The sequence below is a fragment of the Streptomyces sp. NBC_01276 genome (genome assembly GCF_041435355.1).
In the GTDB taxonomy this organism is placed as follows: domain Bacteria; phylum Actinomycetota; class Actinomycetes; order Streptomycetales; family Streptomycetaceae; genus Streptomyces.
Map to the genome: position 1 here is coordinate 1,682,909 of NZ_CP108442.1, position 12,997 is coordinate 1,695,905.

Here is a 12,997-nt window from a genome sequence, read left to right on the forward strand (position 1 = left end):
ACGGGACCGCGGGGACGCCTCCGCAGTACGTCCTGTTCAGCACGGGGAGGATCCGGTGGCCCACACCTCAGGCGGCACGGTCGACGTGGCGCGCATCGCGGCCATGGACGCGCGGGAGGCGGCGCGTCTGCTCAAGGGCGTGCGGGCCGCCGCGCTGGCCGGGGACCGCCCTCCGGCCGCGCCCCGCCCGGAGATCGCCGAGTCCTGGCGGCGCATGCTGGCCGGCGGGGTGCACCCCGACCGGGACGCCCGCTCGCGGCTGCTGTCCGCCGCCGAGACCGAGGAACGCCGGCAGGTCTCCCCGCTGCGGGAGATACTCCCGGTGCTGCGCGAGGGACTGCTGCCCGCCCTCGACGAGGCCCTGCACATCATGGTCGTCGCCGACGCCGACGGGCGGCTGCTGTGGCGGGAGGGGCACAGCACGATCCTGCGCAAGGCGGACCGGCTGGGCTTCGCGGTGGGGGCCGACTGGGACGAGGCGGTGGTCGGCACCAACGGGGTGGGCACCGCGCTCGTGGCCCGGCGGCCCGTCCAGGTGTTCTCGGCCGAGCACTTCGTCTCCAGCCACCACGACTGGACCTGCGCGGGCGCACCCGTGTCCGATCCCCGGGACGGGCGGCTGCTGGGGGTGGTCGACGTCAGCGGGCCGCTCGCCACCATGCACCCGGCGACCCTGGCCTGGGTCACCTCGGTGGCCCGGCTCGCCGAGCACGAGCTGCGGGTGCGCCACCTTGAGTCCCTGGAGCGGCTGCGGTCGGTCGCCGCCCCGCTGCTGGCCCGGCTGGCCGGGCGGGCCGTGGCCGTGGACCCGCACGGCTGGACGGCCGCCGTGACGGGGCTGGCCCCCGCCGACCGGATCCCGCTGCCGAAGGGGCTGGGGCCCGGGCGGCTGTGGATCCCGCAGCTCGGCGACTGCGTGGCGGAGCCGCTGCCCGGCGGCTGGCTGCTGCGGCTGGAGCAGCCCTGCGCGGCCGGGGCGGCGGTGAGCCGGGTCGTACTGGACCTGAGCCGGCCGCGGGCCTGGTCGGCGACCGTGTACGGGGCCGCGGGCAGCTGGTCCCAGGAGCTCACCCCGCGCCACGCGGAGCTGCTGTTCCTGCTGGCGGAGGCCCCGGCCGGGCGCACCGCCGCCGAACTCGCCGCGGAACTCTTCGGGGACCCGGCCCGCACCGTGACGGTCCGCGCCGAGCTGTCCCGGGTCCGCCGCCACCTCGCCGGGGTGCTGACCCACCGGCCGTACCGCTTCGCGGAGGACGTGGAGGTGGAGCTGATCCGCCCCGAGGACCCCGACCTGCTGCTCCCCCACTCCACCGCCCCCGCGGTGGTCCGGTCCCGCCTGGGGCACGGTGGGGGCAGGGGGACCCCCCGGCCGTGACCGGGGGGTGTGGTTCCCTGAGGCGCATGAGCACCATCACTCTGACCACCTGGTCCCTCGAAATGACCTCGCCCGAGGATCTGGTCACCGCGGCCGTCCCGGGCCCCGAGATCCGCGTGGAGCGCGCGGAGGTCCCCTCGCCGGAGTTCAGCCGCTTCCTGTACGCCTCGGTGGGCGGGGACATCCACTGGACGGACCGGCTGTCGCTGACCCGCGCCCAGTGGGTGGAGCAGCTGGACCGGCCCGGCGTGGAGACCTGGGTGGCGTACGACCGGGGCACCCCGGCCGGGTACGTGGAGCTCGACCCGCAGCCCGACGGGGTGGTGGAGATCATGTACTTCGGACTGCTCCCGGACTTCCGGGGCCGCCGCATCGGCGGACACCTTCTGTCGCTGGGAGTCGCCCGCGCCTGGGACCTCGCGGACCGCTGGCCGGAGCGGGAGCGGACCCGGCGGGTCTGGGTCCACACCTGCAGCCAGGACGGCCCGACGGCGATGGCCAACTACCAGCGCCGCGGCTTCAAGGTGTTCAGGACCGAGACCGAGGAGAAGCAGGAGACCCTGACCCCGGGCCCCTGGCCGGGCGCGTAGGCCCCCTCCGCGCACCGCACCCGCGCACCGCACCGCACCCGTATGCGGCACCCGCACGCGGCACCTCACGCCGCGCCCACCGGAGCCCGGGTCCCCGCCACGGGGACCCGGGCTCCGGCGCATCCGGGCCCGCCCCGGCCGAGCCCCGCCCCGCCCCGCCCCGCCCCGCCCCGCCCCGCCCCGCCCCGGGGTAGCGTGGAGACGATCCGGAGGCCGGATTCCGCCCCTCGTGGGGGCCGCCAGGCCGATCCCCGGAACACCCGCTCCCACCTGCGCGAAAGCCCCCTCCGGGGTGACGCCGATCACGCGGTCCCAGGATTCGGGACGACTTCGTCCGGATCGTGGACACTAGTGGACTCCTCCAATCGGCGCATGACACGCTTCCGCCATGAATGGAGCTGGAATTGCCTTGGTGAGTCGGCGGCACGTCGACCTCGGCCGCATGTCCAGCGCCATCTGTCCGGCACGCTGACGGAACCAGCCACCGCCGCACATCGCCGTAGTCCCCGCTGCCGCGGACACGTCGATCACCCGCAAGCCCCTTGAGGCCGAACACCGCCCACGCTCGCCGGCAAACCCGGCAAAAGGGCGGTAATCAGCCACACCTGCTCAGAGACTCCAGCGTGACAGGGGCGCGCCGCCGCTTCCCCCCTGCCCCCGCCTTGAGCCGTTGAAGAAGGACGTACCCGTCATGGCCGCCACCCCCGAAACGCCCGCAGCCGCCCCCGCAGCCGCAGCGCGCCGCAAGACCGGCCGTCACCGCGGCGAGGGCCAGTGGGCCGTCGGACACCACACGCCCCTCAACGGCAACGAGCAGTTCAAGAAGGACGACGACGGTCTCAACGTGCGGACACGCATTGAGACGATCTACTCCAAGGCCGGCTTCGACTCGATCGACCCCAACGACCTGCGCGGCCGCATGCGCTGGTGGGGCCTCTACACCCAGCGCAAGCCCGGGATCGACGGCGGCAAGACCGCGATCCTGGAGCCGGAGGAGCTGGACGACAAGTACTTCATGCTGCGCGTCCGCATAGACGGCGGCCGGCTGACCACCGAGCAGCTCCGCGTCATCGGCGAGATCTCCGAGGAGTTCGCGCGCGGCACCGCGGACCTCACGGACCGCCAGAACGTGCAGTACCACTGGATCCGGATCGAGGACGTCCCGGAGATCTGGCGCCGCCTGGAGGCCGTCGGCCTCTCGACCACCGAGGCCTGCGGTGACACGCCCCGCGTCATCCTCGGCTCGCCCGTCGCCGGCATCGCCCAGGACGAGATCATCGACGGCACCCCCGCCATCGACGAGATCTACCGCCGCATCGTCGGCAACCCGGACTTCTCCAACCTGCCCCGCAAGTTCAAGTCGGCGGTCTCCGGCTCGCCGCTGCTCGACGTGGCGCACGAGATCAACGACATCGCCTTCGTCGGCGTGAACCACCCCGAGCACGGTCCCGGCTTCGACGTCTGGGTCGGCGGCGGCCTGTCCACCAACCCCAAGCTGGGCGTCCGTCTGGGCACCTGGGTCTCGCTCGACGAGGTCCCGGACGTCTACGAGGGCGTCATCTCGATCTTCCGCGACTACGGCTACCGGCGCCTGCGCACCCGCGCCCGCCTGAAGTTCCTCGTCGCCGACTGGGGTCCGGCCAAGTTCCGCCAGGTCCTGGAGGACGAGTACCTGAAGCGCAAGCTGACCGACGGCCCCGCACCCGAGCAGCCCAGCGGCCAGTGGCGCGACCATGTCGGCGTCCACCAGCAGCAGGACGGCAGGTTCTACGTCGGCTTCGCCCCCCGTGTCGGCCGCGTGGACGGCGCCACCCTCACCAAGATCGCCGACGTCGCCGAGCAGCACGGCTCCGGCCGCCTGCGCACCACCGCCGAGCAGAAGATGATCGTGCTCGACATCGAGGCGGACCGGGTGGACTCGGTCGTCGAGGCGCTGGAGGCGCTGGACCTGCGGGTCAAGCCGTCCCCGTTCCGCCGCGGCACCATGGCGTGCACCGGCATCGAGTTCTGCAAGCTGGCCATCGTCGAGACCAAGGCGCGCGGCGCCTCGCTCATCGACGAACTGGAGCGCCGCCTGCCGGACTTCGCCGAGCCGCTCACCATCAACATCAACGGCTGCCCGAACGCCTGCGCCCGTATCCAGGTGGCGGACATCGGTCTCAAGGGCCAGCTGGTCCTGGACGACGACGGCGAGCAGGTGGAGGGCTACCAGGTCCACCTGGGCGGCGCCCTCGGCCTGGAGGCCGGCTTCGGCCGCAAGGTCCGAGGCCTCAAGGTCACCTCGGCCGGGCTGCCGGACTACGTCGAGCGGGTCGTCACGCGCTTCCAGGAGCAGCGCGAGGACGGCGAGCGCTTCGCCGCCTGGGTGGGCCGCGCCGCCGACGAGGACCTCTCATGAGCGAGCGCGCCGCACCGTTCTACTGCCCTTACTGCGGCGACGAGGACCTGTTTCCCCACGAGACGGGTCACGGCGCCTGGGAATGCAGGGCCTGCAACCGAGCCTTCCAGCTGAAGTACCTCGGGCTGCTGGCCCGGGGTGTCCGGTCCAACACCGCTGGAGGGGACGAGATATGACCACCGTTCAAGACACCCGTCTCACGGAACTGAAGGAACTGGCCGAGCGGGCGGGCCGGGACCTGGAGGACGCCTCCGCACTGGAGATCCTCACGTGGGCGGCGCAGACCTTCGGCGGGAAGTTCGCCGTGACCTCCTCCATGGAGGACGCGGTGGTCGCCCACCTGGCCTCCCGCGCCTTCCCCGGCGTGGACGTCGTCTTCCTGGACACGGGCTACCACTTCGAGGAGACGATCGGCACCCGCGACGCGGTGGAGGCCGTGATGGACGTCAACGTCATCACGCTGACCCCGCGGCAGACGGTGGCCGAGCAGGACGCGGAGTACGGCCCGAAGCTGCACGACCGCGACCCCGACCTGTGCTGCGCACTGCGCAAGGTCAAGCCGCTGGAAGAGGGCCTGGCCGCGTACGAGGCGTGGGCGACGGGCCTGCGCCGCGACGAGTCCCCCACCCGGGCGAACACCCCCGTGGTCGGCTGGGACGAGAAGCGGCAGAAGGTCAAGGTCTCCCCGATCGCCCGCTGGACGCAGGACGACGTGGACGCGTACGTCGCGGAACACGGTGTCCTGACCAACCCGCTGCTGATGGACGGTTACGCCTCGGTGGGCTGTGCCCCCTGCACCCGCCGGGTGGCGGAGGGCGAGGACGCGCGGGCCGGCCGGTGGGCCGGACGGGCCAAGACCGAGTGCGGACTGCACGGCTGATGACGACCACGGACAGCAGAGAACCGACGGAGAAGCAGATGAGCGTGAGCGACCAGGGCGCCACCGTGTGGCTGACCGGTCTGCCGAGCGCGGGCAAGACCACCATCGCCTACGCGCTGGCCGAGCGGCTGCGCGCCGAGGGCCACCGCGTCGAGGTCCTCGACGGCGACGAGATCCGCGAGTTCCTCTCCGCCGGCCTGGGCTTCACCCGCGAGGACCGCCACACCAACGTGCAGCGGATCGGCTTCGTCGCCGAACTCCTCGCGAGCAACGGCGTCAAGGCGCTCGTGCCGGTGATCGCGCCGTTCGCGGACAGCCGCGAGGCCGTCCGCAAGCGGCACGCCGCCGAGGGCACCTCGTACCTGGAGGTCCACGTGGCCACCCCGGTCGAGGTCTGCTCCGAGCGTGATGTGAAGGGCCTGTACGCCAAGCAGGCGGCGGGCGAGATCTCCGGTCTGACCGGCGTCGACGACCCGTACGAGGCTCCGGAATCCCCGGACCTCCGCATCGAGTCGCACACGCAGACCGTGCAGGAGTCGGCATCGGCCCTGCACGCTCTGCTCACCGAGAGGGGTCTGGCATGACGGCCACCGTCGCTCACCTGCACGAAGAGACCGACGCGCCCTACGCGCTGTCGCACCTCGACGCCCTCGAATCGGAGGCGGTGCACATCTTCCGTGAGGTGGCGGGCGAGTTCGAGAAGCCGGTGATCCTGTTCTCCGGCGGCAAGGACTCCATCGTCATGCTGCACCTGGCGCTGAAGGCGTTCGCGCCCGCGCCGGTCCCCTTCACGCTGCTGCACGTGGACACCGGCCACAACTTCCCCGAGGTCCTGGCCTACCGCGACCGCGCCGTCGCCCGGCACGGACTGCGCCTGCACGTGGCCTCCGTCCAGGAGTACATCGACGCCGGCAAGCTCCGCGAGCGCCCCGACGGCGTCCGCAACCCGCTGCAGACCGTCCCGCTGACCGAGGCGATCCAGCAGCTGAAGTTCGACGCGGTCTTCGGCGGCGGCCGCCGCGACGAGGAGAAGGCCCGCGCCAAGGAACGCGTCTTCTCCCTGCGCGACGAGTTCTCCCAGTGGGACCCCCGCCGCCAGCGCCCCGAACTGTGGCAGCTCTACAACGGCCGCCACGCCCCCGGCGAGCACGTCCGCGTCTTCCCGCTCTCCAACTGGACCGAGCTCGACGTGTGGCAGTACATCGCCCGCGAGGACATCGAACTCCCTCAGATCTACTTCGCCCACGAACGCGAGGTCTTCCAGCGCAACGGCATGTGGCTGACGGCCGGCGAATGGGGCGGCCCCAAGGAGGGCGAGAGCACCGAGACCCGCCTGATCCGCTACCGCACCGTCGGTGACATGTCCTGCACAGGCGCCGTCGACTCCGACGCCACCACGCTGGACGCCGTGATCACCGAGATCGCCGCCTCCCGGCTCACCGAGCGGGGCGCGACCCGCGCCGACGACAAGCTGTCCGAGGCCGCGATGGAAGACCGCAAGCGCGAAGGGTACTTCTAACATGACCAGCACCACCGAGCAGTTCGCCGATCTGGCGGCGACCACCCTGCTGCGCTTCGCCACCGCCGGCTCCGTCGACGACGGCAAGTCCACGCTCGTCGGACGCCTGCTGCACGACTCCAAGTCGGTCCTGACCGACCAGTTGGAGGCGGTCGAGCGGGTCTCCGCGAGCCGCGGTCAGGACGCCCCCGACCTGGCACTGCTGACCGACGGCCTGCGGGCCGAGCGGGAACAGGGCATCACCATCGACGTGGCGTACCGCTACTTCGCCACCGCCCGGCGCCGGTTCATCCTCGCCGACACCCCGGGGCACGTGCAGTACACCCGGAACATGGTCACCGGCGCCTCCACCGCCGACCTGGCCGTGGTCCTCGTCGACGCCCGCAACGGCGTGATCGAGCAGACCCGCCGGCACGCCGCCGTCGCGGCCCTGCTGCGCGTCCCGCACGTGGTCCTGGCCGTCAACAAGATGGACCTGGTGGGCTACGAGGAGTCGGTCTTCGCGAAGATCGCCGAGGAGTTCACCGCGTACGCCTCCGACCTGGGCGTCCCGGAGATCACCGCGATCCCGATCTCGGCCCTGGCCGGGGACAACGTCGTCGAGCCCTCCGCGCACATGGACTGGTACGGCGGCCCGACGGTGCTGGAACACCTGGAGACCGTCCCGGTCAGCCACGACCTCACCGCCTGCCCGGCGCGTTTCCCGGTGCAGTACGTGATCCGCCCGCAGACCGCCGAGCACCCCGACTACCGGGGCTACGCGGGCCAGATCGCCTCGGGCGTCCTGCGCGTCGGCGAGGCCGTCACCGTCCTGCCGTCGGGCCGTACCAGCACGATCGAGGGGATCGACGCCCTCGGCGAGTCCGTGGACATCGCCTGGGCGCCGCAGTCGGTGACGGTCCGCCTCAAGGACGACATCGACATCTCGCGCGGCGATCTGATCGCGCCGTCCGCGAGCGCGCCGGCCACCACGCAGGATGTCGTCGCGACGGTCTGCCACGTGGCCGACCAGCCCCTGGCCGTGGGCGCGCGGGTGCTGCTCAAGCACACCACCCGCACGGTCAAGGCGATCGTCAAGGAGATCCCCTCGCGGCTGACCCTCGACGACCTCTCCCAGCACCCGGCCCCCGGCCAGCTGGTGGCCAACGACATCGGCCGCGTCGTCGTCCGCACCGCCGAGCCGCTCGCGCTCGACGCGTACGCCGACTCGCGCCGCACCGGGTCCTTCCTGCTGATCGACCCGGCCGACGGCACCACCCTGGCGGCGGGCATGGCGGGCGACTCCTTCGCCTCCCAGGCCAAGACGACCGTCCAGGCGGATGAAGAAGGGTGGGACTTCTAACCCATGCTCTCCGACATCTACTCCACCTTCGCGAAGGAGGGCGGCCGCGTGGGCAGCGGCGTCCTCGGCAGCGGCCAGGGAGGGGTGGCGCGATGTGCGCGATGACGTACGCGCACCGCATGCGCGCCCTCACCCCCCACGAGCCGTACCCGTCCCCGCTCCAGAAACGAAGACGTGCGTCATGACGCCATGACGCTACGAGAGGAAGTCCTCCCGTGCCTGCCACCGGTACCACCCGCACCGCCCTGCGCCGCGGCATCGTCGCCGCCGCCGCCCTGCCGCTCCTGATCGGCGCCCTCGCCTCCTGCGGCTACGGCTCCGAGGCCGAGAAGGACGAGCCCAAGGACACCGCGGCCTCGAACGTCGCCGCCGGGGGCAAGAAGCTCTCCGCCTCCGAGGTCCGCATCGGGTACTTCCCGAACCTGACGCACGCCACCGCTCTGGTCGGCCTCCAGGAGGGCCTGATCGAGAAGGAACTGGGCGGCACCAAGATCAAGCCGCAGTCCTTCAACGCCGGTCCGTCCGAGATCGAAGCCCTCAACGGCGGCTCTCTCGACATCGGTTTCATCGGCCCCTCGCCGTCGATCAACGGCTACGTGAAGTCCAAGGGCCAGAACCTGCGGATCATCTCCGGCTCCGCCTCCGGCGGCGTCAAGCTGGTCGTGAACCCGGACAAGATCAAGACCTTGGACGACCTCAAGGGCAAGAAGATCGCCACTCCTCAGAAGGGGAACACGCAGGACGTCGCGTTCCTCAACTGGATCTCCGAGAAGGGCTGGTCGGTCGACCCGGAGTCCGGCAAGGGCGACGTCTCCGTCGTCCGCACGGACAACAAGGTCACCCCGGACGCCTTCAAGCAGGGCTCGATCGACGGCGCCTGGGTGCCGGAGCCGACGGCCTCCAAGCTCGTCTCCGACGGTGGTTCCGTCCTCCTCGACGAGACGGCCCTGTGGCCCGACAAGAAGTTCGTGATCACGAACGTCATCGTGTCGCAGAAGTTCCTCAAGGAGCACGCGGACGTGGTGGAGGCCGTGCTCAAGGGCACGGTGAAGACCAACGAGTGGATCAACGCCAACCCGGACAAGGCCAAGGCCTCGGCGAACGCGAAGCTGGCGGCGGACAGCGGCAAGCCGCTCGACGCGAAGGTCATCGACCCGGCGTGGAAGTCCATCCTCGTCACCGACGACCCGCTCGCGAGCACGCTGAAGACGGAGTCCGACTGGGCGGTGAAGGCCAAGCTCATCGAGCAGCCGGAGCTGGCCGGCATCTACGACCTGACGCTCCTGAACAAGGTCCTCAAGGCCGCGGGCAAGCCCGAGGTCTCCGACGCCGGTCTCGGCGCCAAGTAACTCCGTAGTCCAGCAACCCAGGAGGTGACGACCATGGCCACCACGCTCGCCAAGGCTGCCGAGGGCACCGTAGCGGAGCAGACGCACGCCGCCCGCATCGAGCACGTCTCGAAGTCCTTCTCCGGCCCGGCCGGATCGCAGCTCGTCCTGGACGACATCAGCCTCGATGTCGCTCCCGGAGAGTTCGTCACCATCCTGGGGGCCTCGGGGTGTGGCAAGTCCACCCTGCTCAACCTGGTCGCGGGACTCGACAAGCCGTCCGCGGGGTCCATCGAGACCCCCGGCGGCCGCCCGGCCCTGATGTTCCAGGAGCACGCCCTCTTCCCGTGGCTCACCGCGGGCAAGAACATCGAACTCGCCCTGCGCCTGCGCGGGGTGCCCAAGAACGACCGCAAGCCGGAGGCCGAACGGCTGCTGGAGCTGGTCCGGCTCGGCGGGGCGTACGGCAAGCGCGTCCACGAACTGTCCGGCGGCATGCGCCAGCGCGTGGCCCTGGCCCGCGCCCTCGCCCAGGACAGCCGCCTGCTGCTGATGGACGAGCCCTTCGCGGCCCTCGACGCCATCACCCGCGACGTCCTGCACGGCGAACTCACCCGCATCTGGGCCGAAGCGAACATCAGCGGCTCCGCCGCGGGGGGACTCTCCGTCCTCTTCGTCACGCACAACGTCCGCGAGGCCGTCCGCCTCGCCGAGCGCGTGGTCCTGCTCTCCTCCCGGCCCGGCCGGGTCGCGAAGGAATGGACCGTGGACATCCCGCAGCCGCGCCGCATCGAGGACGCGGACGTCGCGGAGCTGTCCGTCGAGATCACTGAACACCTGCGTGGGGAGATCCGCCGCCATGGCCAGCACTGACACCACCGCGAAGGCCACGGCCAAGCACGACGACCTGGCCGGACTGGAGGCGGGCCTCGACGCCCTCGACGCCGTCCAGACCCACCGCGCCCCCGTCCGCGAGATCCTCACCAAGAAGGCCCTGCCCCCGCTGCTGGCCGTCGGCCTCGTGCTGGTGGTCTGGCAGGTCCTGGTCTCGGCTAAGGTCACCGACGAGACCAAGCTGCCCGCCCCGGGCGCCGTGTGGGACAGCCTGAACGCGATGTGGCTCAAGGGCACCCTGCTCGACGTGATCTGGACCAGCGTCTCGCGCGGCCTGCTCGGCTTCCTGCTGGCCCTGGCCATCGGCACCCCGCTCGGCCTGCTCGTCGCCCGCGTCAGGTTCGTGCGCGCCGCGATCGGGCCCGTCCTCCAGGGCCTGCAGTCCCTGCCCTCGGTCGCCTGGGTCCCCCCGGCGGTCCTCTGGTTCGGGCTCAACGACGCCATGATGTACACGGTGATCCTGCTGGGCGCCGTCCCCTCGATCGCCAACGGGCTCGTCTCCGGCATCGACCAGATCCCGCCGCTGTTCCTGCGGGCCGGACGCACCCTGGGCGCCACCGGTCTGCGCGGCGCCCGGCACGTGGTCATGCCCGCCGCGCTGCCCGGCTACCTCGCCGGCCTCAAGCAGGGCTGGGCCTTCTCCTGGCGCTCCCTGATGGCCGCCGAGATCATCGCCAGCTCCCCCGACCTGGGCCTGGGCCTGGGCCAGCTGCTGGAGAACGGCCGCAACAACATCGACCTGCCCGGGGTCTTCCTCGCGATCCTGCTGATCCTCGTGGTCGGCATCGCCATCGACCTGCTGATCTTCAGCCCGGTCGAGCGGTGGGTGCTGCGCAGCCGCGGACTGCTGGTCAAGAGCTGAGTCCCGTGTCCCGCGCCCTCCTCGTCATCGCCCACGGCAGCCGCGATCCGCGGCACGCGGCGACCGTGCACGCCCTCGTCGGGCGGGTCCGGTCGCTGCGGCCGGGGCTGCGGGTCGAGACGTCCTTCCTGGACTTCAACGGCCCGACCGTCTCGCAGGCCCTCGCTTCGCTGTACCTGTCCGGCGTGCGGGAGGTCGTGGCCCTGCCGCTGCTGCTGACGCGGGCCTTCCACGCGAAGGCGGACATCCCGGCGGTGCTGGCGGAGGCCGGCACCCGGCTGAGCGGTCTCTCGGTCCGGGTGGCCGACGTACTCGGCCCGTCCCCGCTGCTGGTCGCGGCCCTGGAGCGGCGCCTGGCGGAGGCCGGTCTCGGCCTCACCCCGGCGGAGCGCGCCACCACCGGTGTGGTGCTCGCGTCCGCCGGTTCATCGGACCCGGAGGCGATCGCAGTGATCGCTGAAATCGCGCGGGAGTGGCGGCACACCGGTTGGTGCGCCGTGCGGCCTGCGTTCGCCTCCGCTGCCCTTCCCCGTACGGAGGACGCCGTACGGGCCCTGCGCGCGGAGGGCGTCCGCCGGGTGGCGGTGGCCCCGTACGTCATCGCTCCCGGCCGCCTCCCGGACCGCATCGCGGCCGGCGCCGCCGCCTCCGGCGCGGACGTGCTGGCCGAGGTCCTGGGCGCCGCCCCGGAACTCGCCGGCCTCCTGCTGCGCCGCTACGACGCGGCCGCCGCCGGCCGGGCCCGGCGTACCGCCCTCACGGCCTGACCGGCCCGCCGCCTCAGACGCGGGCGGCCGCCTCGTCGGCCAGGGCCGTCAGGTCGGCGATCGACATGGCCCCCGGCGGCAGGCCCTCCCGGGCGAAGATGTTCGCCGCGTGCCGCAGCACGTCGTTGACGGGCGTCGCCACCCCGTGCAGCCGGCCCAGCAGCACGATCTCGCCGTTGAGGTAGTCGGCCTCCACCGACCCCGTCCCGCGCGCCAGGCTCTGCCAGGAGGAGCCGCCGCGCACGCCCGGGGGCTGGTTGACCTTGCCGTCGCGGGCCGCCGCCTGCTCCGCTTCCGTGGCGTGGGCGATGCCCGCCGCTTCCAGGGCGGCCTTTCCCTCGCGGATCGCGCGCAGCAGCAGTGCCGCCTTGGCCGGGTCCGGTTCGGGGCCGGTGGTCGCCTGGATCGCGTTGCCCAGGTTGCCGAGCAGCTTCGCGTACTTCCACCGCATGACGTCCTCGACGACCGGCGCCTCGAACCCCGCCTCCTCCAGGTCGGCGGCGACCGAGGCGATCCGCCGGTCGGTGCCCCCGGCCGCCTTGCCGAGGTGCAGTATCCCGGTCAGCGGGGCGCACAGCGCGGAGACGACGCCGGGCTCCAGGAAGGTGGCGGGCAGCCAGACGCAGACCCCGTACACGCGCGCGAAGCGGCGCAGGGCCAGGCGTTCGCTCTCCACGCCGTTCTGCGCGCACAGCAGCGGCAGCCGCTGGGCCGCCGTCCCGCCGCCCGCGACCTCCGCGTCGCCCCACGCGTCGAGGGCGGCGACGGCGTCCTGGGTCTTCACGGTGAGGAGGAGGACGTCGTCGGGGCGCAGTTCGCCCAGTTCCGCCGGTGCGGCGGCCACGGGGAGCCGGTGGACGCGCGCGCCGTCGGCGGTGGTGAGGCGGAGCCCGTCCGTCCGTAGTGCCTCGGCGTGCGCGCCGCGCGCGACGAGGACGGCCTCCCGGCCCGATTCCGCGAGCCGTCCGCCGATGGTCGCGCCGATCGCTCCGGCGCCGATGATGATGTAACGCATGCCCCGAGCCTGGCACACGGGCCGTGC

Annotated in this window: 14 protein-coding genes; 13 read left to right on the forward strand and 1 reads right to left on the reverse strand. The window is 72.3% G+C overall.

Features of this window, described 5'->3' with window-relative positions; genetic code table 11:
• Positions 1–103 precede the first annotated feature (103 nt).
• The 13 genes from OG295_RS06970 (at position 104) to OG295_RS07030 (ending at position 11,955) form a co-directional block, all read left to right on the forward strand.
• Positions 104–1,375: a GAF domain-containing protein gene (locus OG295_RS06970; RefSeq protein ID WP_371681125.1), complete on the forward strand. Its 1,272-nt coding sequence runs from the start codon at positions 104–106 to the stop codon at positions 1,373–1,375.
• A gap of 26 nt (positions 1,376–1,401) precedes the next feature.
• On the forward strand, positions 1,402–1,965 hold the full coding sequence (locus OG295_RS06975) for a GNAT family N-acetyltransferase (RefSeq protein ID WP_371676080.1): 564 nt from the start codon (positions 1,402–1,404) through the stop codon (positions 1,963–1,965).
• Between the two features lie 388 nt (positions 1,966–2,353).
• Positions 2,354–2,437, forward strand: a complete 84-nt coding sequence (locus OG295_RS06980; RefSeq protein ID WP_312847410.1) for a putative leader peptide — start codon at positions 2,354–2,356, stop codon at positions 2,435–2,437.
• A 219-nt stretch (positions 2,438–2,656) separates the two neighbouring features.
• Complete coding sequence (locus OG295_RS06985) at positions 2,657–4,363, forward strand: nitrite/sulfite reductase (RefSeq protein WP_371676081.1); 1,707 nt, start codon at positions 2,657–2,659, stop codon at positions 4,361–4,363.
• Positions 4,360–4,539, forward strand: a complete 180-nt coding sequence (locus OG295_RS06990; RefSeq protein WP_266843340.1) for a hypothetical protein — start codon at positions 4,360–4,362, stop codon at positions 4,537–4,539. Before OG295_RS06985 ends, OG295_RS06990 begins: the two co-directional genes overlap by 4 nt.
• Positions 4,536–5,243: a phosphoadenylyl-sulfate reductase gene (locus OG295_RS06995; protein ID WP_371676082.1), complete on the forward strand. Its 708-nt coding sequence runs from the start codon at positions 4,536–4,538 to the stop codon at positions 5,241–5,243. The genes OG295_RS06990 and OG295_RS06995 overlap by 4 nt, the downstream gene beginning before the upstream one ends.
• Before the next feature lie 38 nt (positions 5,244–5,281).
• Entirely contained in the window at positions 5,282–5,827 is a 546-nt protein-coding gene (gene cysC / locus OG295_RS07000; RefSeq protein ID WP_350993795.1) for an adenylyl-sulfate kinase, read from the forward strand.
• Entirely contained in the window at positions 5,824–6,762 is a 939-nt protein-coding gene (gene cysD, locus OG295_RS07005; protein ID WP_371676083.1) for a sulfate adenylyltransferase subunit CysD, read from the forward strand. The genes cysC and cysD overlap by 4 nt, the downstream gene beginning before the upstream one ends.
• A 1-nt stretch (position 6,763) precedes the next feature.
• Positions 6,764–8,104 (forward strand): sulfate adenylyltransferase subunit 1, encoded by a 1,341-nt coding sequence (locus tag OG295_RS07010; protein ID WP_371676084.1) that lies wholly within the window; start codon positions 6,764–6,766, stop codon positions 8,102–8,104.
• Positions 8,105–8,319: 215 nt separating this feature from the next.
• Positions 8,320–9,453 (forward strand): aliphatic sulfonate ABC transporter substrate-binding protein, encoded by a 1,134-nt coding sequence (locus OG295_RS07015; protein WP_371676085.1) that lies wholly within the window; start codon positions 8,320–8,322, stop codon positions 9,451–9,453.
• 33 nt (positions 9,454–9,486) lie between these two features.
• Positions 9,487–10,305, forward strand: coding sequence for an ABC transporter ATP-binding protein (locus OG295_RS07020; RefSeq protein ID WP_371676086.1), 819 nt, complete (start codon positions 9,487–9,489; stop codon positions 10,303–10,305).
• The gene (locus tag OG295_RS07025) at positions 10,292–11,188 is read left to right on the forward strand and encodes an ABC transporter permease (RefSeq protein WP_371676087.1); all 897 of its coding nucleotides are present in this window, start codon (positions 10,292–10,294) and stop codon (positions 11,186–11,188) included. Before OG295_RS07020 ends, OG295_RS07025 begins: the two co-directional genes overlap by 14 nt.
• A gap of 5 nt (positions 11,189–11,193) precedes the next feature.
• Entirely contained in the window at positions 11,194–11,955 is a 762-nt protein-coding gene (locus OG295_RS07030; RefSeq protein WP_371676088.1) for a sirohydrochlorin chelatase, read from the forward strand.
• A gap of 13 nt (positions 11,956–11,968) precedes the next feature.
• Here OG295_RS07030 and OG295_RS07035 read toward each other — a convergent pair whose 3' ends face one another.
• On the reverse strand, positions 11,969–12,970 hold the full coding sequence (locus OG295_RS07035) for a ketopantoate reductase family protein (RefSeq protein ID WP_371676089.1): 1,002 nt from the start codon (positions 12,968–12,970) through the stop codon (positions 11,969–11,971).
• Between the last annotated feature and the right edge of the window lie 27 nt (positions 12,971–12,997).